The 25,392-nt window shown below is 62.4% G+C and carries 23 protein-coding genes; 5 read left to right on the forward strand and 18 right to left on the reverse strand.

Annotated elements, in window-relative coordinates:
• Window positions 1–38 precede the first annotated feature (38 nt).
• Window positions 39–650: a 3'-5' exonuclease gene (locus ACTJK6_RS02410; protein ID WP_440838273.1), complete on the forward strand. Its 612-nt coding sequence runs from the start codon at window positions 39–41 to the stop codon at window positions 648–650.
• Between the two features lie 374 nt (window positions 651–1,024).
• On the opposite strand, the gene ACTJK6_RS02415 is transcribed toward ACTJK6_RS02410, so the two are convergent.
• The 4 genes from ACTJK6_RS02415 to guaB all read right to left on the reverse strand — a co-directional run bounded on the left by ACTJK6_RS02415 (window position 1,025) and on the right by guaB (window position 8,256).
• Window positions 1,025–4,030: a DUF927 domain-containing protein gene (locus tag ACTJK6_RS02415; protein ID WP_440838274.1), complete on the reverse strand. Its 3,006-nt coding sequence runs from the start codon at window positions 4,028–4,030 to the stop codon at window positions 1,025–1,027.
• 466 nt (window positions 4,031–4,496) lie between these two features.
• Window positions 4,497–6,116: a glutamine-hydrolyzing GMP synthase gene (guaA, locus tag ACTJK6_RS02420; RefSeq protein WP_343619697.1), complete on the reverse strand. Its 1,620-nt coding sequence runs from the start codon at window positions 6,114–6,116 to the stop codon at window positions 4,497–4,499.
• Window positions 6,091–6,669, reverse strand: coding sequence for a hypothetical protein (locus tag ACTJK6_RS02425; RefSeq protein ID WP_232043003.1), 579 nt, complete (start codon window positions 6,667–6,669; stop codon window positions 6,091–6,093). The genes guaA and ACTJK6_RS02425 overlap by 26 nt, the downstream gene beginning before the upstream one ends.
• Before the next feature lie 123 nt (window positions 6,670–6,792).
• Window positions 6,793–8,256 carry an IMP dehydrogenase gene (guaB, locus tag ACTJK6_RS02430; RefSeq protein ID WP_232042737.1) on the reverse strand — a complete coding sequence of 488 codons (1,464 nt, stop codon included), beginning with the start codon at window positions 8,254–8,256 and terminating at the stop codon, window positions 6,793–6,795.
• 154 nt (window positions 8,257–8,410) lie between these two features.
• Here guaB and ACTJK6_RS02435 point away from each other — a divergent pair, with 154 nt between their 5' ends.
• Both ACTJK6_RS02435 and ACTJK6_RS02440 read left to right on the forward strand, forming a co-directional pair.
• Window positions 8,411–9,355, forward strand: a complete 945-nt coding sequence (locus ACTJK6_RS02435) for a DMT family transporter (RefSeq protein WP_316868940.1) — start codon at window positions 8,411–8,413, stop codon at window positions 9,353–9,355.
• A gap of 154 nt (window positions 9,356–9,509) precedes the next feature.
• Complete coding sequence (locus ACTJK6_RS02440; RefSeq protein WP_232042735.1) at window positions 9,510–10,049, forward strand: DUF4124 domain-containing protein; 540 nt, start codon at window positions 9,510–9,512, stop codon at window positions 10,047–10,049.
• Between the two features lie 7 nt (window positions 10,050–10,056).
• On the opposite strand, the gene ACTJK6_RS02445 is transcribed toward ACTJK6_RS02440, so the two are convergent.
• Both ACTJK6_RS02445 and ACTJK6_RS02450 read right to left on the reverse strand, forming a co-directional pair.
• A complete protein-coding gene (locus ACTJK6_RS02445; RefSeq protein WP_260802530.1) occupies window positions 10,057–10,422 on the reverse strand; it encodes an RnfH family protein in 366 nt (121 codons plus the stop codon).
• The gene (locus tag ACTJK6_RS02450) at window positions 10,409–10,846 is read right to left on the reverse strand and encodes a type II toxin-antitoxin system RatA family toxin (RefSeq protein WP_232042733.1); all 438 of its coding nucleotides are present in this window, start codon (window positions 10,844–10,846) and stop codon (window positions 10,409–10,411) included. The genes ACTJK6_RS02445 and ACTJK6_RS02450 overlap by 14 nt, the downstream gene beginning before the upstream one ends.
• 125 nt (window positions 10,847–10,971) lie before the next feature.
• Here ACTJK6_RS02450 and smpB point away from each other — a divergent pair, with 125 nt between their 5' ends.
• Window positions 10,972–11,418, forward strand: a complete 447-nt coding sequence (gene smpB / locus ACTJK6_RS02455) for an SsrA-binding protein SmpB (protein WP_232042732.1) — start codon at window positions 10,972–10,974, stop codon at window positions 11,416–11,418.
• 21 nt (window positions 11,419–11,439) lie between these two features.
• On the opposite strand, the gene ACTJK6_RS02460 is transcribed toward smpB, so the two are convergent.
• From ACTJK6_RS02460 to ppsA, 3 genes are all read right to left on the reverse strand, one after another.
• Window positions 11,440–12,366 (reverse strand): SPFH domain-containing protein, encoded by a 927-nt coding sequence (locus ACTJK6_RS02460; RefSeq protein WP_232042731.1) that lies wholly within the window; start codon window positions 12,364–12,366, stop codon window positions 11,440–11,442.
• 49 nt (window positions 12,367–12,415) lie between these two features.
• Window positions 12,416–12,841 (reverse strand): NfeD family protein, encoded by a 426-nt coding sequence (locus ACTJK6_RS02465; protein ID WP_260802531.1) that lies wholly within the window; start codon window positions 12,839–12,841, stop codon window positions 12,416–12,418.
• A gap of 165 nt (window positions 12,842–13,006) precedes the next feature.
• A complete protein-coding gene (gene ppsA / locus ACTJK6_RS02470; RefSeq protein WP_316868936.1) occupies window positions 13,007–15,394 on the reverse strand; it encodes a phosphoenolpyruvate synthase in 2,388 nt (795 codons plus the stop codon).
• A 230-nt stretch (window positions 15,395–15,624) separates the two neighbouring features.
• Between ppsA and ppsR the strand changes: the two genes are divergently transcribed.
• Window positions 15,625–16,476, forward strand: coding sequence for a posphoenolpyruvate synthetase regulatory kinase/phosphorylase PpsR (gene ppsR, locus ACTJK6_RS02475; protein WP_232043002.1), 852 nt, complete (start codon window positions 15,625–15,627; stop codon window positions 16,474–16,476).
• A gap of 69 nt (window positions 16,477–16,545) precedes the next feature.
• Here the strand turns inward: ppsR and ACTJK6_RS02480 are convergent, their stop codons facing one another.
• From ACTJK6_RS02480 to lpxD, 9 genes are all read right to left on the reverse strand, one after another.
• A complete protein-coding gene (locus tag ACTJK6_RS02480) occupies window positions 16,546–17,442 on the reverse strand; it encodes a metal-dependent hydrolase (RefSeq protein WP_440838275.1) in 897 nt (298 codons plus the stop codon).
• A 30-nt stretch (window positions 17,443–17,472) separates the two neighbouring features.
• Window positions 17,473–19,281, reverse strand: coding sequence for an SDR family oxidoreductase (locus tag ACTJK6_RS02485; protein ID WP_440838276.1), 1,809 nt, complete (start codon window positions 19,279–19,281; stop codon window positions 17,473–17,475).
• Between the two features lie 17 nt (window positions 19,282–19,298).
• Window positions 19,299–20,174, reverse strand: a complete 876-nt coding sequence (locus tag ACTJK6_RS02490; protein WP_440838277.1) for a M24 family metallopeptidase — start codon at window positions 20,172–20,174, stop codon at window positions 19,299–19,301.
• A gap of 142 nt (window positions 20,175–20,316) precedes the next feature.
• Window positions 20,317–21,099: a TrmH family RNA methyltransferase gene (locus ACTJK6_RS02495; RefSeq protein ID WP_414560597.1), complete on the reverse strand. Its 783-nt coding sequence runs from the start codon at window positions 21,097–21,099 to the stop codon at window positions 20,317–20,319.
• Window positions 21,100–21,121: 22 nt separating this feature from the next.
• Complete coding sequence (rnhB, locus tag ACTJK6_RS02500) at window positions 21,122–21,820, reverse strand: ribonuclease HII (RefSeq protein WP_440838278.1); 699 nt, start codon at window positions 21,818–21,820, stop codon at window positions 21,122–21,124.
• 4 nt (window positions 21,821–21,824) lie between these two features.
• Window positions 21,825–22,958 carry a lipid-A-disaccharide synthase gene (gene lpxB / locus ACTJK6_RS02505; protein WP_232043001.1) on the reverse strand — a complete coding sequence of 378 codons (1,134 nt, stop codon included), beginning with the start codon at window positions 22,956–22,958 and terminating at the stop codon, window positions 21,825–21,827.
• 41 nt (window positions 22,959–22,999) lie between these two features.
• Window positions 23,000–23,815, reverse strand: coding sequence for an acyl-ACP--UDP-N-acetylglucosamine O-acyltransferase (lpxA, locus tag ACTJK6_RS02510; protein WP_232042723.1), 816 nt, complete (start codon window positions 23,813–23,815; stop codon window positions 23,000–23,002).
• Window positions 23,812–24,315 (reverse strand): 3-hydroxyacyl-ACP dehydratase FabZ, encoded by a 504-nt coding sequence (gene fabZ / locus ACTJK6_RS02515; protein ID WP_232042722.1) that lies wholly within the window; start codon window positions 24,313–24,315, stop codon window positions 23,812–23,814. Before fabZ ends, lpxA begins: the two co-directional genes overlap by 4 nt.
• Window positions 24,312–25,385, reverse strand: a complete 1,074-nt coding sequence (gene lpxD / locus ACTJK6_RS02520) for a UDP-3-O-(3-hydroxymyristoyl)glucosamine N-acyltransferase (protein WP_440838279.1) — start codon at window positions 25,383–25,385, stop codon at window positions 24,312–24,314. Before lpxD ends, fabZ begins: the two co-directional genes overlap by 4 nt.
• Window positions 25,386–25,392: the final 7 nt, after the last annotated feature.

Raw genomic sequence — 25,392 nt, forward strand, 5'->3', positions numbered from 1 at the left:
ACGAGTTGAACGTTTCTGAAGAAGACAGGAAAAGCAGTATGCAGACGGTCGCTGTTCTGGACTTTGAAACCACAGGGCTGTCACCGAGCCAGGGTGATCGAGCTACGGAAATTGCCGTCATCCTGCTCCGTGACGGGCAGATCGTCGATCGCTATCAAAGTTTGATGAATGCCGGCCGGCGTATCCCATCGAACGTCGTTGGCCTGACTGGCATCACGAACGAGATGATTGCATCTGCGCCTGCAGTATCGACGGTGATGCGAGAAGCGGCCCAGTTTGTCGGCAAGCATCCGGTGGTGGCGCACAACGCCTCGTTTGACCGACAGTTTTGGCGATCTGAGCTTGCCCTGCTGGGTATCTCCGCAGACCAGTCTTTTGCCTGTACGCTGCTCGCGTCGAGGCGTATCTATCCGCATGCCCAGAACCACCGGCTTTCGACGCTGGCAGACATGTTGCAGCTGCCCAAGGCCGGGCGTGCTCACCGGGCAATGGCCGATGCTGAGGTGACCAGCCATCTGTGGTGCCGACTGCAGCAAGATATCGCTCAGACCTACGGAGTGAGTCGGGTCGATCACGACCTCATGGCCCGTGTACAGGTCACCAGCAAAGCTCAGGTTCCGAGGTTCCTGCGCTCGTTTGCAAGGCGTTAGCGGGCTTCAGCATGGTCGGAGAAAGGGGACGAGATTTGCATCGGGCGCATATAGTGCTTCCCACGCATCCGACTGGATGCTTGCTACGACTGTGCAACCGTGACAACCCAATGAGTTTAGTGTGACGGTACGAATTCCTCTGCCTACAGGCCTGTGACGTTGTAGCGATTGTGGCAGCCCCGGAAGGGAACACCGGGTAGCCGACAGCACCCCCGGCGATACTCTGATGATAGCTTCACGAGTTGACCGAACGGTGCAATCTGTTCTGTTACGTCCGCCACATCGTCACAAGCCAATGCCAGCAAGGATTTCCTACATTTCATTTGCTGTCACAGCCCCGTTACCTCCGTCACGGTTAGGCTTGCTGGCAGGGCTTACAAGACTGTCGGAGGGTTGCGCACATGGTCCTCGGGATCATATCCAACTATCCGGCCGCTGATGCGGTAAGCCCGAATTGGATTGGCAAGCCCTGGCACTCTCACGGTGCAGGAGCCTTCGGCTAGTAGCAACCCCTTCTCTCGCAAGACCCTCGTCACTAGCCTCGCATCCAGCCCCTCACACACTTGACGCTTGAACGGTTCCGGTAGCACATAAAACTCATCCACCGAGGGACGGTAGTAGCCTGCTCGCTGTTGAATCGTGCGAACTTCGTTGACAGACTCGTCCCCATACACGGGCATATTCTCGATGCGCTGAAAACGAGCTTGACCGTGCTGTTCGAAGAACCTTTGCACTTGCCTGAGCGCCTGTGCTTCTTCGCCGGCACGCACTCCACCACGCTCCGTTACCCATGCCTCGAAGCATCGCTGCATGGCGGTCTCTGCCTCCCCAGGAGCCCAGCCACCAATACCCGCTTCGGCGGCCATCTCTCCCGCCAAGGCCAACAGGGCAAATCGCTTCGAGGCTCTTGAAACTTGGCCATCTGCCCCCGGAAGAGCAAAATGCGCCTCGATTGCAGAGAGCCGTGCGCTGTAGCGTTCGGCAAACGCCTCATGTCCGCCAATCTTCATCTGGTGGGCTAGATAGCGTAGCCATGCATCTCCCGCAACACCGTGCACATCCCCGGTTACTGTCCTAAGGTGCTCGGCGAGTGCCTGGCTTTTTTCGAACCCATGCAGCGTTTCGAACATGCCACGCCCCGCCCCAGCATCGGCCGGCAGGTTCAACAATCGGACCTCCATACCGGCACGGACCGCCTTACCAACCGACTCCACGTGTTGTTGAAGCGGGATTTCACCCGTGGAAACGAACAAGAGCTTCCACTCTAGCAGCCGTGCCCCCACGCCCAACTTGGTCATGCGGGCCTTGCCTTGACCATTGCCAAGCATGTAGACAACCTCGCCTACTTCGTGCGGTGCTGCCTGGTTCATTTCGTCCATTAGCAAGACACAGTCGTTATGGCCAGCGGCTACCGACTCCAAGCCGTTCGACGTGGAGCGCCACGAACGAATGAACTTGTCCGGCGGCCCATAGACGGACGCAGCCACTCTCAGGGCGGTCGTTTTCCCAACGCTACTCGGTCCAACAAGGTGAAAGCCACCGTTCTCTACGCCGAGCGGACGCAGCAACGGCCCAGCAAGTGCAGCACACACGGCAACCATGAGCCGGGAGTTGCCTGAGCACAGCCGCCCGATCTGCAAGTTCCAGTTTTCGAGCGTGCCTTGTTGTCCAAATGCGGTGCAGGCAGGAGCGGCCCCATCGAGAGCAAGCGGTTCCTCCGTAGCTCCATAGATGACGCCCGAGCGAACGTAATCATCACCATGCCAGCCGACACGGCGGACGAGTGTATGCGTCTCGGACGGGATCGCATGGGCGATGTAGTCGTGAAGCTCCAACCAGTTGTAGATCACAACCCCGTTATCGAGGAGGAGCGCTTTCAGTCGCTGGGCATCCGTTAGCCACGCCCTTTGCAGAACGATGGTTTTCGTAGCCCCGTCTGGTGACCTAAGACTGAGCTCCAAACTCCAGCCAGTGCCCTCGGCGTCTCGAAGTTGGCGCACGATCTCCAGCATGGAACAAACCTTTGCCCAGAACTCCTCCTTTGGCTTGTAGACCTCAACGGCGTTAGCGGTTTTTCGATACAGCTTGCCGGATTCCCACTCCACATCTGTGATGGGCCAAACATCTCGGTCATCCGTGCTCACGGCTGGCTCGGAGGTTTGCTCAGCTGGTTCAATCGCCTTGTCGATCAGCGCGGCGAGCACCTCGGACTCAAGACCCAGTGCAGCCACGTTTGCAGCATCCCAGCCCTTGAACTCCACGGCCTTCTCCTCATAGACCCACCCCTTCAAGCCGCAAACGGCTCGAAGTAATGCCTCGACATCAACAACCGAGATTGGCGTCGCAGGATCGTTGTCACGGATAAGTCGGCGCACGTCTTGCAGGTACTTGGCTCCAGGCTCGTCGTTGTCTGGCCAGATGACGACATCGCACCCAGCAAGCGGAGACCAATCGGACTTACTCGCAGACTTTGACCCGTTCACCGACGTAAGGACAGGCGATTCAGGGAGCATCTTCCGCAATGCCAGCGCAGCTTTTTCCCCCTCGACGACGAAGACCTTGGTCGTGTTCGTGGCTTCGGTCAGCGAAGGTAGGCCGAACAGCGGGCGCTGTCCTTCCGGCATCGTTGCCCGCCAGCTGGCTTTGCCCGCCGCATTCAATGACACGCTGAGGGGGCGAAAGGTCTTGTTGCCATCCGCCGTCCGAATACGAAGGACCGAGAAGCACAGACTGCCATCTCGGTCCCGGTAGTCGTAGCGGTCTTCCAGCGTCTCACCCCGATACACAAATTGCTCCGGCTTCAGTTCGGGGGCATGCGTCGGAATGGGTTGCACGAGACCTGCCACAACGGTTCGACTGACGTTCGCCACTTTGCGCTGCAGCGGAGAAGGCGGGCGAACCTGTGGGCGGTCGAGATCGAGCTTGGCCAGTTCTTCGACCAAGCGTCTTGCCGCAGTCGCATTGCCACATCCCCAGCAGTACGCCGCCAAGGCGATCAGATCCCCGCCTGCGCAATCGTCAGTGGCGAAATCCCCGAAGGCGCCGGTTTCGCTGTTGATGCTGAACGAACCAAGGCAGCTGTCATCCCGCTTCGGGTTGTATGCAACGAACTCCCTTCCCCGTTGTTCCCCCTCTAGGCCAAGGATATCCATGACCTCATCAAAGTGGTCAAGTGCCAAGCTGGCGACATGCGCAAACGGCGGCAGACCGCTCGTCCCTTCGATGAGGACAAGCAGTTCTTTGGCCGAACTTTGCGGTTGCGGGGCGACGCTAGCGGCATCGCTCAAGCTGCGGGAGGTGGGGGAATTGCTGAAGGCGGTCAGCGCCGTTACTGCAGGAGCCACATGATTGGGCTCGATAGATACATCATTAATAGTCATGCCGGTTCCTTTGCCTCGGGAACCTGGCTGACAAGGCACTGCCCTGTGCAGTACACGTGTGCGAAGTTCCTTTGGCAACAAAAGTTGTCAAAAGTGAACTCCACACGTGACAAGGAAGGTTGTTTGCCGACCTCGCAGGGGTGCTTCAGTGCTCAGCAGGGAGTGTAGATGAGACGGCACCCTCAATGCAAGGGGGGCGCTGGTACCGAGTGACACTCCCCTCCACTGCCGGCTGCGACGTTGGATATGTCCTCGACAGCCTCATCCACGCAGGCTATGCGGAGCCGACAAAAACCTTAGAATGCAAAAACGGCTTGGCAATCACCAAGCCGTTCTTGTCCAAATCTTGTCCAAATTTGAGCTTGGACAGAGGACGAACTGAACCGAAAACCCTGTGCCGGGCGATTGGGGCGCCACCGGATGTTGGGCTAGACGGGTGGCTTAACCCATTGATTTATCGGAGTTTTCACTCCCACTCGATCGTCGCAGGCGGCTTGCCCGACACGTCATACACGACACGGCTCAAACCACGCACCTCGTTGATGATGCGGTTCGACACGCGGCCGAGCAGCGTGTACGGCAGATGCGCCCAATGTGCGGTCATGAAGTCAGTGGTCTGCACGGCACGCAGCGCCGTCACGTAGTCGTATGTGCGGCCATCACCCATCACGCCGACGGACTTGATCGGCAGGAACACCGCAAACGCCTGGCTGGTCAGGTCGTACCAGCTCTTGCCAACGTCGCCCTCGGCGCAAAGGCCGGCAGCGGCGTCCTGTGCCGTGGCCTTGGTGCCGCGCAATTCCTCGATGAAGATCGCATCGGCACGGCGCAGCAGGTCTGCGTATTCTCGCTTGACCTCGCCCAGGATACGCACGCCCAGACCCGGGCCCGGGAACGGATGGCGATACACCATTTCGTGCGGCAGGCCCAGCGCCACGCCCAGCTCGCGGACTTCATCCTTGAACAAGTCGCGCAGCGGCTCGAGCAACTTCAGCCCCAGCGTCTCCGGCAGGCCGCCCACGTTGTGGTGGCTCTTGATCGTGGTTGCCTTCTTGGTCTTGGTGCCGCCCGATTCCACCACGTCCGGGTAGATCGTGCCCTGCGCCAACCACTTGGCATTGCTGAGCTTCTTGGCTTCGGCCTGGAACACCTCAACGAACTCGCGGCCGATGATCTTGCGCTTGGCCTCCGGGTCCGTCACGCCAGCCAGATGGCCGAGGAACTGCTCCGACGCGTCCACGTGCACGACCTTGGCGTGCAGGCGGCCGGCGAACATGTCCATGACCATCTTGCCTTCGTCCAGGCGCAGCAGGCCGTGGTCGACAAACACGCAGGTCAGCTGATCGCCAATAGCGCGGTGGATCAGCGCCGCTGCCACCGACGAATCAACACCGCCCGACAGGCCGAGGATCACCTCCTCATCGCCCACCTGCTCGCGGATGGCTTTGACGGCTTCGTCGATGTGGTCGCGCATGACCCAGTCGGCCTTGGCACCGGCAATTTCCAGCACAAAGCGCTCGAGCAGCGCGCGGCCCTGCACGGTATGCGTGACTTCCGGGTGGAACTGCACGGCGTAATAGCCGCGCGCCTCATCGGCCATGCCGGCAACCGGGCAGCTCGGCGTCGACGCCATCAGCTTGAAGCCGGGCGGCAGTTCCGTGACCTTGTCGCCGTGGCTCATCCAGACCTTGAGCATGCCGTGGCCTTCCGGCGTGGCGAAGTCCTGGATGTCCTTGAGCAGGCGGGTGTGACCATGCGCGCGCACTTCGGCGTAACCGAATTCGCGGTGGTCGCTCCACTCCACCTTGCCGCCCAGTTGCACGGCCATGGTCTGCATGCCGTAGCAGATGCCGAGCACCGGCACGCCCAGGTCCCACACGGCCTGCGGGGCGCGCAGCTGGTGGTCTTCGTACGTGCTGGCGTGGCTGCCGGACAGGATGATCGCCTTGGGCGCGAACTCGCGCACGAAGGCGTCGGACACGTCGTTCGGGTGAATCTCGCAGTAGACGTGTGCTTCACGCACGCGCCGCGCAATCAGTTGCGTGACCTGCGAGCCGAAATCAAGGATGAGGACTTTGTCGTGCATGTTGTGGAGGAATGGAATCGGCAATCGTGTCGACTTCAGTGCCAGGGCCGTAGCCCGGGGGCGGCATGTAGCCAGGTTCTTTGCGTTGCACCTTTTCTGCGCGTTCGCGTTCGCGCGCGGCCGCGGCGTCTTCACGGGCCTTCTGTGCGCGCACGCGCTCGTTGGTGCGCACGCGGCGCGACGCGGGAATCTGCACGGCAGAAAACGCCGCCAGCACCGCAGCAAACGTCGGCAGCCAGATGCGGCCGGCGCCGTCCACCGGCAAGTGGAAAAACAGCAGCCAGGCAATCACCAGCACGGCGACAGCCAGGTTCACGTGACCGACCACCTGTGCCACGGCGGTGGTCAGTTGGCCGTTGACGGTGGCGTGCCACAGCAGCCAGGCGACGCCAATCAGCGTGACGCCGAGCAGTTGGCCGTACATCGCCGGCTCCGGCTGCGGCAATTGCAGCGCGCCAAAGATGGACGTCATCGGTGAAGCCAGCAGGACGAGACCGACGCACAGTGCGACAGCCGCATCCAGAAACAGAACGAGTCGCAAAAGCGCTTTCATCATCGTCTCCAGTTGCGGGCGGCCGCCCGTGCTTCGGCCGCCGGTTGATTCAGCCGGAGCGCCCGCGCACCCCGGCGGCAGTACTGCTTGCCTTCTATCTTGTTTGTGCTGATCAACAACCGATCAGTCGCGGTGATAGTTCGGCGCTTCCTTCGTGATCTGCACGTCGTGCACGTGCGATTCGTTCATGCCAGCGGCGGTGATCTCGACGAACTGCGCCTTCTCGTGCCATTCGGCAATCGAGGCGCAACCGCAGTAGCCCATCGACGAGCGGACGCCGCCCGTGAGCTGATGCACGATCGGCAACGCTGAGCCCTTGTACGGCACACGGCCCTCGATACCTTCCGGCACCAGCTTGTCGACGTTGGCGGTGTTGTCTTCCTGGAAGTAACGATCGGCAGCGCCGTCCTTCATCGCGCCCACCGAGCCCATGCCGCGGTAACTCTTGTACGAGCGACCCTGGAACAGGAACACCTCACCCGGAGATTCGTCCGTACCGGCGAACATGCCGCCCATCATCACGGTGTGTGCGCCGGCAGCCAGGGCCTTGGCGACATCGCCCGAGTAACGGATACCGCCGTCAGCGATGAGCGGAACGCCGGTGCCCTTCAGGGCCTCGGCCACATTCGACACGGCAAAGATTTGCGGCACGCCCACGCCTGCGACGATCCGCGTCGTGCAGATCGAGCCCGGGCCAATGCCAACCTTGACGCCGTCCGCGCCGTGGTCGACCAGCGCCCTGGCTGCGTCGCCCGTGGCGATGTTGCCGCCGATCACCTGCACTTGCGGGTAGTTGTCCTTGATCCAGCGCACACGGCTCAGCACGCCCTGGCTGTGGCCGTGCGCGGTGTCGACCACGATCACGTCCACGCCGGCCTTGACCAGCAGATCGATACGCAGATCGTTATCCGGGCCCACGCCCACCGCCGCACCCACGCGCAGCGAACCGCGTTCGTCCTTCGAGGCCAGCGGGTATTCGGTAGCCTTCTGAATATCCTTGACGGTGATCAGGCCGCGCAGCTCGAAGGCCTCGCCCACCACCAGCACACGCTCCAGGCGGTGCTTGTTCATCAGGCGCTTGGCCTCTTCCAGCGTGGCGCCTTCCTTGACGGTGACGAGCTTCTCACGCGGCGTCATCTTGGCGCGCACCGGGGCGTCCAGTTCTTCTTCGAAACGCAGGTCGCGGTTGGTGATGATGCCCACCACCTTCTTGCCTTCCAGCACCGGGAAACCCGAGATGCCATGCTGTGCCGACAGCGCCATCACGTCGCGGACCTTCATGTCCGGACCAATGGTGATCGGGTCGCGCAGCACGCCCGATTCAAAGCGCTTGACCTTGGCGACTTCGCGCGCCTGTTCTTCGGGCTTCAGATTCTTGTGGACGATACCGATGCCACCTTGCTGCGCCATGGCGATGGCGAGCCGCGCTTCCGTAACCGTATCCATGGCGGCGGAGACGAGCGGAATGGCGAGTTCGATCGAACGGGTAAGCTTGGTGCGAAGGGACGTATCGCGGGGCAGGACGGCCGAATAGGCCGGGACGAGCAGCACATCATCGAACGTGAGTGCTTTCTGGACAAGACGCATAGCAATTTCCTCTAGGCGCAAAATCGGATTATACGGGAATTCGCCCCACGGTTGTAGAGACCCGTGCTATGCTCGATAAATTTTTCTTCGCGCACGCACCTCCAGCGCCCTGCGCCGCCAGCAGCCGCGCAGAATCAGCCTCGCGAGTGTTCGAATGGGGATTGGCGTATTGTGCGCCCTGCTGGCCGGGGCGATGTGGGGCATGGTGTTTATTGCGCCCCGCGCGCTGCCCGCGTTTTCACCGTGGGAACTGACCCTCGGCCGCTATCTCGCCTACGGCGTCATCGCAGCCGTTGCCGCTGCCCCGATCCTTCCCCGCATTGCCCGCAAGATTACCCGCGCCGATTGCCTGGCGCTGGTCATGCAATCCTGCAGCGGCAATCTGGTTTACTTCGTTTTCGTGGCGTTTGGCGTGCAACTGGCTGGCGTTGCACCCACCTCCCTCATCGTCGGCATCCTGCCCATCACAGTGACGATGCTTGGCCGGCGCGATCACGGCGCCGTGCCGCTCTCCCGGCTGATCTGGCCGCTACTGGTTGTCGCTGCGGGCATCGCCTGCATCAACGTCGACCTGTTCGGCCATGAATCGGTAACGACAGCCACCAACGCCCGGCCGGTCTGGCAACGCATTGCCGGCATCGCTTGTGCCGTGGGCGCGCTTTGCAGCTGGACCTGGTACGCCGTGGACAATGCCCGCTACCTGCAGCGCAATCCGCATTTCTCCAGCAACGAATGGTCTGCGTTGTACGGCATTTCCAGCGGCATTCTGTCGGCGGCCTTGACCTTGGTGGCCCTGCTCGCGGTTGGTACGAGCTGGATGCATGCCGGCGGGCGCGTCTGGGGCACGTTCTGGGCGGTCAATGCCGCCGTGGCACTCGGCGCGTCGCTGATCGGCAACAACCTGTGGAACATCGCCTCCCGACGGCTACCGCTCACGCTGTCCGGCCAGATGATCGTGTTCGAGACGCTGTTCGCGCTGGCATATGGCTTCGTGTACGACGGCCGCTGGCCGCGTCCGCTTGAGATCGCCGCAATCGCCTTGCTGATTGCGGGTGTCGGCTGGTCGGTCCGCTTGCACGCCAACGACAAGTCTGCATAAACTGGGCGCCTTGCCGGGGGGCGAGTCGACAGGCCAAGCCAGGCCGTCGGCCTAAATTGGCGAGTGGCGATCACGCCACCGGGCTCCCGTGCGCGTCGAGGGGCCGTCGTCGGGTCGGCCAGCGCGCCGTCGGCAGTCCACGAACGAGAACTTCATGAAACGACTGCACGTCCTGTTACCTGCCACCGCTGCCCTGATCGCCCTTGCCTGCCCGGTTGCCCAGGCGCAATGGGCCTGGCAATGGCGCGATGACAAGGGCCACATGGTCTACAGCGACGCCGCACCGCCGCCGTCAGTGCCGCCCAGCCGCATCATCCGCAACCCGAACAGCCGTACGGCTACTGCGTATGAAGCCCTTTCTGCACCGGCCTCTGGCGTTAAAGCGGTGGACGCGAACGGGGCAGCCAAACCCGGCCAGCCAGCCTCGGGCGTCGCGGCATCCAACCCCGATGAAGAGCTGCGCAAACGTCTGTCCGATCGCGCCAAGAAAGAACAGGACGAAGCCAGGCAGGCAGAGGCTGCCCAGCGCAAACAAGCCGAATGCGCACGCCTGCGCAACGAAACCACGTATATGCAGGATGGCCGCCGCGTCGGCTCAGTGCAGGCCGACGGCTCGATCGCCTATATGGATGACAACCAGCGCGCCGCAGCCGTCCAGCGCAACCAGGCTGCCCTGAGCGCCAACTGCAACTGATTGCCCGTTACTCGAGGACGTCGTCTTTGGGCGGCGCCTCGTTGCGCAGCCACTTCAGCCCCTCGCGCGTGCCAGTGGCTCGCACCTTCTGCACGCGCCGCCGGCGTGCGGTTTTTGGATCGGCGATCAGCGGTCCCAGTATTTCTATCCGGTCACGTGCGTGCAACGGTGCATCGGGCGTCTTGCGCTTGCCGTAGATCCCCAGGCGGCAGGTATCGATCGTCAGCTCCAAGCCATCGAGCAGGCCAGAGGCACGCACAGCGTCAGCCACCGTCGCCTGCGCCGCCACCTGCACGTTGACAAGCCGCGGCGGCGTGACCGTCGCCAGGCAGACCATCACGTCGATCACGTTGTCGGACTCAGGATTCGCCATACACCGTCTCAGCGCGTTTGACGAACGAATCGACGAAGGTGTTGGCAATCATGCTGAACACCGGCCCGATCAGCTTTTCCAGAATCACGCTGGAAAATTCGTAATGCAGGTGGAAGTTGATCTTGCAGGCGTCCGCGCGCAGCGGCGTGAAGACCCAGAAACCGGTAAACGACTTGAAAGGCCCGTCTGCGAACGTCATATCAATGCGGGTGGGCCGCGTTTGCACGTTACGCGTGCGAAAGAACTGGTGGATGCCCTTGAAGGCAATATCCACGCGCGCGTCGAGTGACGTTTCGGTCTGCTCGTAGATTTCCACGCCGCCGCACCACGGCAGGAAGTTCGGATAGTCCTTGACGTCGGTGACCAGGTCGAACATCTGTTCGGCCGAGTAGCCAATCAACACGGTTTTTTCAACGTCTGCCATGCGTCATCCGAAAGCTTTGCGCGCCGCGTCCCGGTTTGGATTGCGGCGGATTTGTTAAACTCGCCATTTTATCGCAGCGCATGCAGGGATCGTCACCCCAAGGCGCGCACCGCATATTCCAACGTATGACCATCGCCGACAACAAGAAGGCCTTTTTCGATTACTTCATCGAAGAGCGCTACGAGGCAGGCATGGCTCTCGAGGGCTGGGAGGTGAAAGCCATCCGGGCCAACCGTGCGCAGATCAAGGAAGGCTACGTCGTCATCCGTAACGCCGAGCTGTTCCTGATCGGGGCCCATATCAGCCCGCTGCAATCGGCCTCCACGCATGTCCATCCAGACCCCGTGCGCACCCGCAAGCTGCTGCTGCACGCCGAAGAGATCAAGAAGCTCATCGGCAAGGTGGAGCAGCGCGGCTACACGCTCGTGCCGCTCAACCTGCACTACACGCGCGGCCGCGTGAAGTGCGAAATCGGTCTCGCCAAAGGCAAGAAGCAGTTCGACAAGCGCGAAACCGAAAAGAACCGCGACTGGCAGCGCGAAAAAGCCCGCCTCATGCGCGAGAAGGCTTGAGCCCTTTCGCTCGCCGAGCTTTTACGCGCTCGGCCGCTGCTGCTTCACAATCGTCAACGCTGACGCAATCATCGTGCTCAGGTCGCCCATGTTGCCCGGCACGATGAGCGTGTTGCCCTGCTTGGCCAGGTTGCCGAACGCACTCACATACTCTTCCGCCACTTTCAGGTTGACGGCATCGACACCGCCCTCGGTGCGAATAGCCTGACCGATCTTCTGGATCGCTTGGGCGTTGGCTTCGGCCACCGCCAGAATTGCCGCCGCTTCGCCCTGCGCCTTGTTGATGGCGGCCTGCTTTTCCCCCTCCGATTTCTGGATGGCCGCCTCGCGCGCACCGGATGCCAGGTTGATCTGCTCTTGGCGCTTGCCTTCGGATGCGGCGATCAGCGCACGCTTTTCGCGCTCTGCCGTGATCTGCGCCTGCATGGCGTGCAGGATTTCCTTCGGCGGCGTTAGATCCTTGATCTCGTAGCGCAGCACCTTCACGCCCCAGTTCGATGCCGCCTCATCCAACGCATTGACCACGCTGTGGTTGATGAAGTCGCGCTCTTCAAACGTCTTGTCCAGTTCCAGTTTGCCGACCACCGAGCGCAGCGTCGTCTGCGCCAACTGGGTAATGGCGATCACGAAATTGCTCGAGCCATACGAGGCCCGCATCGGATCGGTCACCTGGAAGTACAGAATGCCGTCCACCTGCAGCTGCGTGTTGTCCTTGGTGATGCAGATCTGGCTCGGCACATCAAGCGGGATTTCCTTGAGTACATGCTTGTAGGCCACCCGATCGACAAAGGGCAGCACGATATTGAGCCCGGGCGAAAGCGTCGCGTGATATTTGCCCAGCCGCTCCAGAATCCAGGCGTGCTGTTGCGGCACGATCTTGATGCCTTGTGCGATCAGCACAATGGCGGCAAACAGGATGATGATCGCGAGAGTCCCCAGCTCGAACATAGAACCTCCGTGGTTGAGCTTGTTGGTTGTTTTGGATGCTATTTGCGTGCTATTTGGGAGCGACGACGAGCACGTTGCCGCGCACTTCGACGATGCGGAATTCGCCAGCGGTGGCCGGCGCATGCGGTGCCAGTTCGACATCCCACGCGGCGCCGCGATACTGCACGCGCGCGCGGCGCTCTGGCGACCAGGCATCGACACGCAAAGTCTCGCCGATATCCAGATTGACGTTGCGATTGCGGGCGGCATTCTCGCGCGTGGTCCGCCCGTAGCGCGTGCGCCGCAGCCCGACGATGCCGAACACCGCCACAATCGCGGCCACGATGGCCTGGGCGGGAAACGTAAGGCCGATCAGCGCGCCAAGTCCGCCGGCGACCAAGCCGATGGCCACCATCAGCAGATAGAACGTCCCCGTCATTAGCTCGCCGATGACGAGCAGCACGGCCAGAGAAAACCAGACGGTCTGAGCCGACATACTCCCTCTCCCGAAATCCCATAAAAAAACCCCCGCGACGCTGCACGTCTGCGGGGGCATGTCGCTCGGCCCCCGCCAGCGTTGGACGCCACCGGGCACTTCGCGTTCTTGTTGGCGCATACCCGTCAGGATACGCGCCGTGTCTTACGACACTCTAGGCCGGCATTAAACCGAACCGAGCTTCTGCCACGTGTCGATCACCGAATCCGGGTTCAGCGAGATCGACGAGATGCCTTCCTTGGCCAGCCATTCGGCAAAATCCGGGTGATCGGACGGGCCTTGACCGCAGATACCGACGTACTTGTTCATCGACAGGGCCGTGGAAATGGCACGCTGCAGCATGAACTTGACCGCCGGATCGCGCTCGTCGAAGTCCTTGGCCAGCAGCTCCATGCCGGAGTCGCGGTCCAGACCCAGCGTGAGCTGCGTCAGGTCGTTCGAACCGATCGAGAAACCGTCGAAATGCTGCAGGAACTGCTCGGCCAGGATCGCATTGGACGGCACTTCGCACATCATGATCAGACGCAGCCCGTTCTCGCCGCGCTTCAGGCCGTACTTGGCCAGCAGCTCGACAACCTTCTCGGCCTGGCCGAGCGTGCGCACGAACGGCACCATCACTTCGACGTTGGTCAGGCCCATCTCGTCGCGCACGCGCTTCATGGCGCGGCATTCCATCTCGAAGGCTTCGGCAAAGTCCTCAGCGATGTAGCGCGAGGCGCCACGGAAGCCCAGCATCGGGTTTTCTTCGTCCGGCTCGTAGCGCGAACCGCCGATCAGCTTCTTGTACTCGTTGGACTTGAAGTCCGACAGGCGCACGATTACGGGCTTCGGATAGAACGCCGCTGCGATGGTGGCAATGCCTTCGGCCAGCTTGTCGACGTAGAACGCGCGCGGGCTCGCATGGCCGCGGGCCACGCTTTCCACGGCCTTCTTCAGGTCGCTGTCGACCTGCGGGTAGTCGAGGATTGCCTTCGGGTGAACGCCGATGTTGTTGTTGATGATGAATTCCAGACGCGCCAGGCCCACGCCGCCGTTCGGAATCTGGCAGAAGTCAAACGCCAGTTGCGGGTTGCCAACGTTCATCATGATCTTGGTGCTGATCGTCGGCATTTCGCCGCGCTGGACTTCCGTGATTTCGGTTTCCAGCAGGCCGTCGTAGATCTTGCCTTCGTCGCCTTCGGCGCACGAGACCGTCACCAGCGTGCCGTCCTTCAGCAGGTCGGTTGCATCGCCGCAGCCAACGACCGCCGGCACACCCAGTTCACGCGCGATGATGGCTGCGTGGCAGGTACGGCCGCCACGATTGGTGACGATGGCCGAGGCACGCTTCATCACCGGTTCCCAGTTCGGGTCGGTCATGTCGGCAACCAGCACGTCACCTGGCTGCACGCGCTCCATTTCAGCCGGGTCGTTGATGACACGCACCGGGCCCGTACCGATCTTCTGGCCGATAGCGCGACCGGTGGTCAGCACCGGCGCCGAGCCCTTCAGGCGGAAGCGCTGCTCGACCTTGCCGTGCGCCTGGCTCTTCACCGTCTCCGGGCGGGCCTGCAGGATGTAGATCTTGCCGTCCTTGCCGTCCTTGCCCCACTCGATATCCATCGGGCGGCCGTAGTGCTTTTCAATGATGACGGCGTACTTCGCCAGCTCTGCCACGTCGGCATCGTTGATGGAGTAGCGGTTGCGGAGTTCGCCCGGCACGTCGACGGTCTTCACGCGGCCTTCTTCGCCCGGCGCGGTGAATTCCATCTTGATCAGCTTGGAACCGATCGAGCGACGGATGATCGGGTACTTGCCGGCGGCCAGCGTCGGCTTGAAGACGTAGAACTCGTCCGGGTTCACAGCGCCCTGCACCACCGTTTCGCCCAGGCCGTAGCTGGAGGTGATGAAGACGACATCCTGGAAGCCCGATTCGGTATCGATCGTGAACATCACGCCCGAGGCGCCGCAGTCCGAGCGCACCATGCGCTGGATGCCGGCCGACAGGGCCACCACGTCATGGGCGAAGCCCTTGTGCACGCGGTACGAAATCGCGCGGTCGTTGTACAGGGAGGCAAACACGTGCTTGATCTTATCGAGCACGTCGTCGATGCCGAGCACGTTGAGATAGCTCTCTTGCTGACCGGCGAACGAAGCGTCCGGGAGGTCTTCTGCCGTGGCCGAAGAACGGACCGCGAACGATGCCTCGGCGCCTTCGCGGGCGGCCACGCGAGCGTACGACTCGCGAATCTCCTGCTCCAGACGCGGCTGGAACGGTGCGGTGGCGACCCACTCGCGGATCTCCTTGCCGGCGGCAGCCAGCGCCTTGACGTCGTCGACGTCGAGGCTGGCCAGACGCTGCGAGATGCGTTCCGTCAGATTGTTGTGTGCAAGGAAATCGCGGAATGCCAGTGCCGTGGTGGCAAAACCGCCCGGAACGCGCACGCCGGCGCCATCCAGCTGGGAGATCATCTCGCCCAGCGAAGCGTTTTTACCGCCGACAACCTCGACATCGGTCATCCGCAATTGCTCGAACGGCAGCACATAGGCGCCGTCTTGCGACAGGTTAGTCATACAAGCCCCTAAACTAAGTGAAAAACCGGTCGGATGCGCACGGGGCTTTCTTCTTGTCGTCTGGCCGCGCGAATCGCTTGGCTAAATCATCCGGAAGCCCTGCCAGGACTGCCGCGGTGGCATTGCCTGGCAGGCGATTGGCCCGAATTGCTTAGCTAAACGATCGCCGCTATTCTACCGTGCCGCAGCACGATTTCCTGCCGGCGTGCTGGAAAAACCCCTCGTTTTCGATGACCGACCTCGCCACCGCATCTCCCAACCGCACACCGTTCCGCACCGTTTTCATCGTGTCGGATGGCACCGGGATCACCGCAGAAACCTTCAGTCACTCGATCCTGGCGCAGTTTGAGATGAAATTCCGCCAGGTGCGGATCCCGTTTGTCGACACGATCGACAAGGCGCACGTTGCAGTCGCAAAGATCAACGAGGCCTTTCACGTCGAAGGGGTGAGGCCGATCGTCTTCACCACGTTGGTGGATGCCGAGGCAAACGAGATCGTCCATCGGGCCAAGGCCACCATCCTGGACATGTTCCAGACCTTCATCGAGCCGCTCGAGAGGGAGCTGAACCTCAAGTCCACCCACGCCATCGGCCGGTTTCACCAGAACGCCGACACCGAGGCGTACAAGAACCGCATCGAAGCGATCAATTTTTCACTTGCCCACGATGACGGCCAGTCACACAAGAACCTGGCCGAGGCGGATGTGATCCTGGTGGGGGTATCGCGTAGCGGCAAGACGCCGACCAGCCTGTACCTGGCAATGCAATACGGCGTGAAATCGGCCAATTACCCGCTCATTCCGGACGATTTCGAGCGCGGCAAGCTGCCCACGGTGCTGTACGACTACAAGAACAAGATTTTCGGCTTGTCGATCGATCCACAGCGCCTGTCGGAAATCCGCAATGAACGTCGCCCAGGCAGCAAATATGCCGCGCTGGAAAATTGCCGGTATGAAGTCAACGAAGCCGAATCGATGATGCGGCGCGAGGGCGTCAAGTGGCTATCGTCGACGCACAAGTCGATCGAGGAAATTGCCACGACGATCCTGCAGGACATCAAGATGGATCACAACAACTACTGAGCGAGCACGCTCAGACCTCAGACACAACGGCCGGCCTTGCACCGGCCGTTTTGCTTTTCTGCGGCCCAGTCAGGCGCGATCGCGCACCCAGTTGCCACCATGCGCCGCGGCTTGCGCTGCTGGCGATGTTTCCAGGTAGGCCAGCGCCTGCTCGGTCGATCCCTCGTGATGCGGCGTATAACTGGGCCGGAAATAACGCAACGCGGCCCCCAGCATTTTCCAGAACGATGGCAGGCAGTTGCGCCGCGAGCCGTGCCACCAGCCACGGACAAAGCCAGGGAACTTGCCCGCGCCCGGATCCCGCTTGTACATGAAGCGAAAGCCCGTCACCAGGAAGTACAGCAGCAACAGGATCGTGGTCAGCATGTGGAAGCAACGTTCGAGATACGTGCCGCCCATGTGCCGGAAGATGTCGAACGCGACGGTGCGGTGCTCGACCTCTTCTGCGCCGTGCCAGCGCAGCAGGTCGAGCATGACGGGATCGGCGCGGGCGGCATCCAGCCCCTTTGCGTTGAGCACCCAGTTGCCCAGATAGCCGAAAAAGTGCTCAAGCGCGGCGATGATGCCCAGTTGCTGCCGCAGCCAGAAGCGCGTGTGGCCAATCTTCAGGCCCAGCGGCTGTTCGCCGAGCACCTTGGAGAAGAGCCAATCGAGGCGCTTGGTGAAGGGCTGGGTGTCGATACCGTGGTCTTTGTAGTAATGCGTCAGCACGCCGCCATGCGAGCGCGAATGGACCGCCTCCTGGCGCAGAAAGCCCTCCGCGTCGGCGCGCAGCTTCGTGTCGGTAATCAGCGGCAGCGCCTTGTTGTAAACGCGGCAGAACCACAGTTCGCCGGCGGGAAACAGCAGGTTCAGGATGTTGATGATGTGCGTGCTGGACGGATCGCCGGGAATCCATTGGATGGGCGTGTCCTTCCAGTCGAAACGGACGTGGCGGGCCTTGATGAAGTAATCGGGCGCGGTCATGGTGGTCTCCTGATGTTCTTGTCTGCGGGCTCAATGCCCCGCCATGCTCACGCGCGCGATCAACCGGCTGAGCCACTGCGCATAGCGCGAGATGAAGCGCGACGAATGCGCCTCGATGCCGATCGTGACAACAGGCTTGTTGCGCTGAACCGCCCTGAACATGGCTTTCGCGACGGTCTGGGGCTTGAGGCCGCGCAGCTGGTAGAGCTTGGTCGCGCGGGCGCGCAGTTGGGCCTGTTGCGCCTCGGTCGTGCCGGTGTAGACGGTGGAGGCCATGATTCCAGTCTCGGCAAAACCGGGGCAGATGGCCGACACGCCGATGCCCTGCCCGGCAAGCTCGCCACGCATGCATTCGGACAGCATCAGCACCGCGGCCTTTGTCGTTGCATAGGCGGCAAGATCGCGCGATGGTGCAAAGGCCGCCGCCGATGCAGTGTTCAGGATGTGCCCGCCCTGCCCGCGCGCCACCATCTGCTTGGCAAACAGCCGGGCGCCATGGATCACGCCCCACACGTTCACGTGCAGGATGCGTTGCCAATCGCGCTCGGACGTGTCGACAATGCCACCCGCCATGCCGATGCCCGCGTTGTTGACGACGATGTCGGCGCCACCCAACTCCTTGCCGACCCAATCGACCAGCGCTTCCATCTGCTCGCCGTTGCCGACGTCGACGGTACGCGCCCACGCCTTGCCGCCGGAGAGACGGATGAGTGTGGCCGTGCGTTCGGCATCTTCGGCGCGGATATCGACAGCCACGATCGCCGCACCCTGCTCCGCGAATTCCAACGCCGCGCAACGGCCAATGCCGCTGCCAGCCCCCGTGATGACGGCCAGCTTGCCGGAGAACGGCTTGCGACCGCCCTGCTGACGCGCGCGTTGCAGTGCTTCGGATTCCGGCTTGCCCTCGGCATGCTCGATCAGCTCGCGCGCCATTTCCGCCATGCGTGCGGCATGCGTGACGGGCAGCCAGTGCCGCGCTACCACTTCGCGGCGCCAATACTGCGGCACCCAGCGCGAGAGATCTTCAGACAACGCTGGGCTGACGTACTTGTCGAGGGTCGGCACGATCACCTGCACGGGCGCGTGTGCGACACGGTTGCGCGGCGTGAACAGGCTGCGGATGAAATTGGCACGATACAGCGAGACACCGCGCACGCCATCGGCCGTCTGCGTGGCGCGCGGCACGATGGCGGTCTTCTCCACGCGACGCAGCACACGCGGCCACGCGCGCCCGAGCCACAGGCGCCAGCTGAGCTCCGGCACGATCGGCAAATGGAACAGCAGCACGTACCACGAGCGCACGAGCTGCCCCAGCATCTTGCCCAGCGACGACGGTGTCGGCCGCAACAGCCGCGCGCGCATCCAGTGCCCGACGTGGTCCAGGCATGGGCCCGAGCACGACGTGTATGACGCGATGCGTCCACGCAGGCGCGCTTCCGTCACGAACTCCCACGACTGGATCGAACCCCAGTCGTGCGCGATCAGGTGCACGGGTTTGCCTGGGCTCAGTGCATCGATCACGGCGATGAAGTCGTCGGTCAATCGCGCGAAGGTGTAGTTGCGCATTCCCTTGGGCGAACTCGACTTGCCGGCGCCGCGCACGTCGTAGGCAATGACGTAGTAATCGCGCGCGAGCAGCGGTGCCATCTCGTGCCAGACCTCGCTGTTGTCGGGGTAGCCGTGCACGAGTACGACGGTCGGATGCGCCGGGTCGCCCCAGGTCTTGGCGGCGAGTGAGACGCTGCCGGATTGCACGGTGCGCTCGGCGTATTCCTTGGTCGGAAACGCTGCAGCCGGCTCGAACAATGCCAGCGGAGCCTCTTCAAGAAGCGTCTTCATGTGAGCCTCCTCGCGCATCAGGCGGCGCGCTGCTGCGCAAGCTGGCGTTGCTGCCAGCGGCGCACGTGCGGCAGATCGTCGTCGAGCCAGTAGGCGTCGTCTTCGGTGATGACGAGCAGCTCTTCGAACTTGGCACCGACGCCATGGAAACCCAGGTGCGGCTCAACGGCCCACAGGCCCGGCACCGGTGCGTGTTCCGATCGACGATCGATCGACCACAGCGGCGACCATCCTTCCTGCTTGCCGCTACGCACCTGGTCGAGGATCAGATTGCGCGTGGCATTCAACCCGAACCGCGCAACGAAACGCGGCTTGGATGGGCTGTCGAGCTTGGCCACACGATGCGCCAGTACTTTGAATGGATACGCCTTGTGGCGTGGCTCCACGCCCTGCTTCATGCAAAGCTGGTCCACCGCACGGGCCACATCCGCCATCGACCGACGCTCGCGAATCAGGCGCACGATCAGCTCACGATGCGCCATCAGGTCGTCCTGCAGCTGGTTGAGGATGGCGTTTTCGCCGAGGCACATGGCATAGCCCACATCGGCGATCACGCCATTGCGCACGGGCGCCACGTCGAGGATGACCGGCATGTTCTCCTCCAGCCGCCGCGACGACGGAAAGAACGCCAGGTTGAAGCCGGCCATGTGCGTGAGGCCTGAAAAGCCCTGGAATGCCGTGCGATCGCCAAACCAGGCGAACGGCTTGTGCAGCCAGTCGTGCACGCCACGATCGCCGAGCCACTCAGAGAGCAGCTTGGCTGCGTCCTTCTCGGTCATACCCGGGCGAAGCATGCCGCCGACGGCTTCGACGCACGCGTAGGCGAGTTGCTGGATTTCGCGAAACTGGGCGAGTTCGTCGACATGGACGCGCGCCAGGGTGGGGTTCGGCATGCCGGTCTCCTTGAGTGTGGGTATCGAGGGTGCTCAATGGCACCGCGCCCAATGTTCCATTACTCAATGGCAAAGTCAATGCGGGACTTTTCTGGCGTTTGAAAACACCATGTGACCGGTAATCGACAGCAAACGGAGAGGTTTAGCCCGCGCGGCGTTGTCGCACAGCCTCAAACAGACAGATGGCTGCTGCGGCAGCCACATTGAGCGATTCCATGCCGCCCGGTTGCGGAATCGTCACAGGCGTCGTCACGGCAGAAAGCCATTCTTCTGACACGCCCGCACCCTCGTTTCCGAACACCCAGCCGACGGGCGCCTTGAGCGGCACGTCAAATACAGCCTGCTTGGCGTGCGACGACGTCGCCAACAGCGGCACCTGAAGGCGCGAATGCACGCTCTCGAACGTGCAGTGTTCAACGATGTTCAGGTGGAAATGCGCGCCCATGGCGGCGCGCAACGTCTTGGCCGACCACGCGAACGCGCAGCCCGGCGTCATGAACACATCACGCACGCCGGCAGCAGCCGCACAGCGAAGGATAGACCCGACGTTGCCAGCATCCTGAATGCCATCAAGAATCACGCAGTCCGCATCAATGGTTTGCGGCAACTTGCCTTCCGGCGTTTCAACCAGGGCCATCAGATCAATGCCGTTGACGACGGTGGTCAGTTGGCCAAACAGGTTGTCGGCCAGCAGGATGACGGTGTCCGGATCGACACGATCCAGCACCGCAGCCACTTCCGGGTGCCGGATATGGCGCTCCGACACCAGGCATTGCGCTGGCGTGTGGCCTGCATCCAGATACGCCACAACCAGATGCACGCCGTCGAGCACGGACTGCCCTGCACGCCGACGATGCTGGGTTGAGCCCGAAAGCGCCTTGAGATGCTTGAACACCGCGTTGTCGCGGGAAGTGATGTGCTTCACGAATGGGCCCAGCAGAAAAAGGTCAGTCGTCCCAGGCGCTGCCTGCAGCGGTGGTGTCGGTGCTGATCGCGCTCATCCCCTCCAGCGCACGACGCACGGGCGCGAACGAACGGCGATGATGCGGCGTCACGCCATGCTGGTCGATCGCGGCGAGATGCTGCGGCGTGCCATAGCCGGCATGGACGTCAAAACCGTAGAGCGGAAACTCGGTATGCAGCGCGGCCAATTGGCGATCGCGCGTCACCTTCGCCAGGATGGATGCCGCCGAAATGGCCGGCACCAGCGCATCGCCCTTGACGATGGCCTCCACCGCAAACGCCACCTGGGGGCACCGATTGCCGTCCACCTGCACGAGATCAGGCAGCGTGCCCAATGCGGCCACGCCGTGCACCGCACGCTGCATGGCGAGCATGGTCGCGTGCAGGATGTTGATGCGGTCAATTTCCTCGACGGTAGCTTCCGCGACATGCCAGGCGAGCGCCTTTTCGACGATCTCCTCGTAGAGCGCTTCACGCTTCCTGGCAGTCAGGATCTTGGAGTCGGCCAAGCCCTTGATCGGCTTGCGCGGATTGAGAACGACCGCCGCAGCCGTCACTGGTCCGGCCAAAGGCCCGCGACCAGCCTCGTCCACACCACAGAGGATGCGACGCGCACGCTTGGCCGCCGGCTCTTGCGAGAGCAGCAGGCCTAGCTGATCGGGATTGGGTTTGCGGGAAGCCATGGATTCAAAGCTTACCGCGACCGCGCAGCAGATCGACCACGACTTTCGCGCCGATCTCCGCCATGTTCTGCTTGAGCGTCAGGTGCATCTGCGTGAAGTGTTCACGCAGGAACATGGCGTTGCCATGGTCGCTCAGTTGCAGCAGCGTCTCGCGTGCGAGTGCCTCAGGCGTCGCGTCATCTTGCAGCAGCTCCGGCACGACAAAGCGGCCGGACAGGATGTTCGGCAGCCCCACGTACGGCAGATAGCCCTTGCGCTTCATGATCTGCGCCGTCAGCCAGGGCACCTTGTAGGTGATGACCATCGGCTTCTTGTACAACGCTGCTTCCAGCGTGGCCGTACCGCTGGCAAGCAGGATGACGTCAGCCGCTTCCATGGCGGCGTGCGACTGGCCATCGACGACCCACAGATGCAGGCCTGGGTGCTCCGCGCGCATCGCATCAATGCGTTCGCGCAGCGTCGCATTGGCCGCCGGCAGCACGAAAGCCAGATCCGGTTCGACCGCCTGCATGCGCGACATCGCCGCAAACAGCGTGGGCCCGAGATGCTTCACCTCGGAATTGCGGCTGCCCGGCAGCACCGCCACGACCTTGCGGCCCAGCGGCAGCCCCAGGCGCGTGCGAGCGCCCTCCACGTCCGGGACCAGAGGAATCTCGTCCGCCAGCGGATGCCCAACGTACGTGGCCGGAATGCCGGCCTTGGCGTAAATCTCAGGCTCGAACGGGAACAGGCAGAGGATATGGTCGACGGCGCGGGCGATCGTCTTGATACGGCCGGCTCGCCACGCCCAGATCGATGGGCTCACGAAATGCACCACCGGCACACCCGCCTGCCGCATGGCGATCTCGACGTTGAAGTTGAAGTCGGGCGCATCGACCCCGATGAAAGCCAGCGGCGGCTTCTCCAGCAGATCTTGCTTCAGCTCCTTGCGGATCGAGAGAATCTCACGCAGTTGGCCGAGCACCTCAACATAGCCGTTGACCGACAGCTTGTGCATCGGCCAGTTCGACTGGAAACCCTGCTCCGTCATGCGGGCCCCGCCGATGCCGTTGTAGGCAATGTCGGCAGGCAGTTGTGCGTGCAACCCCTTGAGCAGCAGCGAGGCCAGCAAATCGCCGGAAGCCTCGCCGGCCACCATGCCGATGCGGCGCACCGGCGTGGTGTTCTGAGGCTGCTCGCTCAACGCACGATGCCGCGCTTGGTGGCGGCAATGAAATCAGCAAATGCGGTCAACACCTCGCGCGTGGGGGCGTCATCCGTCTGAGCGATCTGCGCGGCGATTTCCGTCTTGGCCTGATCAAAGCTCAGATCGCTCTTGTAGAGCAGCTTGTACGCCTGGCGCAGACCGGTGATCTGCTCGGCAGTAAAGCCGCGGCGGCGCAGGCCTTCCACATTGATGCCGTGAGGTGCGGCCTTGTTGCCGCCCTTGTCGCTGGCGGCAATCACGAACGGCGGTACATCTTGCACCAGCGCGGATGCGCCGCCCAGCATGGCATGCGCGCCGATGCGCACGAACTGGTGCACGCCCGACATGCCGCCGAGGATCGCCCAGTCGCCCACTTCCACGTGCCCCGCGATCTGCGCATTGCTCGAGAACACCGTGTGGTTGCCCACGCGGCAATCGTGCGCGATATGCACGTAGGCCATGATCCAGTTGTCGTCGCCGATGGACGTGATGCCGGCATCCTGCGCAGTGCCGGTGTGGATCGTGGTGAACTCGCGGATGGTATTGCGATCGCCGACGATCAGCTGCGTCGGCTCATCGCGATACTTCATATCCTGTGGGCGGCCGCCCACCGATGCGAAGTGGCCGATGCTGTTGTCACGGCCCAGTGTCGTGTAGCCCTCGATCACCGTGTGGTGGCCGACGCGCGTGCCTGCACCCATCCGCACGTTCGGGCCCACGACCGTAAACGCTCCGATCTCGACGCTCGAATCGAGTTCGGCCTTCGGATCGATCTGCGCGGTCGGGTGGATCTTCTGTGCTTGCGTCATGCCTCGCCCTTGGACTTGTCTTCGCGCACGGCACACATGATTTCGGCTTCCACGGCGACTTCGCCGTCAACCTTGCCGTACACCTTGAACTTCCACATACCGCTCTTCGAGCGCAAAAGCTCAGCCGTCATCACAAGCTGGTCGCCCGGGATCACCTGCCGCTTGAAGCGCGCACCATCAATGCTCACGAACAGGTAGAGCTGGTTTTCCTTGCGCTCGTGATCGGCCTCGCCGAAGGTCAGCAGCGCAGCGGTTTGCGCCAGCGCCTCGAGCATCAACACGCCTGGCATCACGGGGTGGCCAGGGAAGTGCCCGTTGAAGAACGGCTCGTTGAACGTCACGTTCTTGATCGCCGTAATCGACTTGCGCGGCTCCAGCGAGATCACGCGGTCAACCAGCAGCATCGGGTAGCGATGCGGCAGCAGGTCGAGAATCTTTTTGATATTGAAATCGCTGACGACGCCGGGGGTCGCGCTCGTCGCATTCGTTGCTTCGGTCATGATTGTTGCTGCAGGTCTTTGACCCGCTGTTCGAGTTGTTGCAACCGTTCGCGCATGCGCGTCAGGCCTCGGACGATGGCCGCGTTACGCTCCCAGTCGCCATGCGGCATAAATGGGAAAACGCTGGTGAAATGGCCACCGGGCTTGGTGATGGATTTGGTAATGGAGGTGCCGCCCGAGACGGTCACACGATCAGCAATGGTCAGGTGGCCGGCAAAATTGGCCGCGCCGCCGATGATGCAGTAGCGCCCGATCTTCGTGCTGCCGGAAATGGCAGCGCAGCCGGCGATCACGGTATAGGCACCCACGTGCACGTTGTGCGCGATCTGCACCTGGTTGTCGATCTTGCAGCCTTGCTCGACCACCGTATCGGCCATCGCACCGCGGTCGATGGCGGTGTTCGCGCCGATCTCCACGTCGTTGCCAATCACGGCCCGGCCGACCTGCGGAATCTTCACCCATTCGCCGCCCTGCGGACCGAAGTCGGGTGCAAAACCGAAGCCATCCGCGCCGATCACGACGCCGCTATGCACAATGCAGCGTGCACCGACCACGCAGCCGTGGTAGATCGACACGTTTGCGTAGAGCAACGTGTCATCGCCAATGCGGGCACCGGCGCCAACGAAACTGTTGCCGGTGATGCGCACACGCTCGCCGAGCACCGCGCCAGCTTCGATGGTCACGTTCGGGCCAATGGAGCACGACGCCGGCACCGTTGCGCCCTCTTCTACGCTGGCCGTCCGGTGAATGCCGGGCACAACGGGGCGCGCCGCCAGCGCAACAAAGCGCTGGGCGACACGAGCAAACGCAGCATAGGGGTTGGCAGCGATGAGCCAGTTCCGGCCAGCAGCGTGGCCCTGGCTTTCGAGCGTTTCCAGATCACGGGGCGACACGATGATCGCCCCCGCACCGGAACTCACAGCCTGATTGAGGTACAGCGGATTGGAAAGAAAAGCGAGCTGATCGGCGCCCGCTTGATCCAGCGGCGCGATCGACTTGACGATCAGGCCTGCGTCACCCTGGACGGTCGCGCCGAGCGACGCAGCAAGTTCACCAAGCGAAAACGACATGCGAACA

Origin of the sequence: Ralstonia sp. 22086 (assembly GCF_052045975.1) — a bacterium.
GTDB lineage: Bacteria > Pseudomonadota > Gammaproteobacteria > Burkholderiales > Burkholderiaceae > Ralstonia > Ralstonia wenshanensis.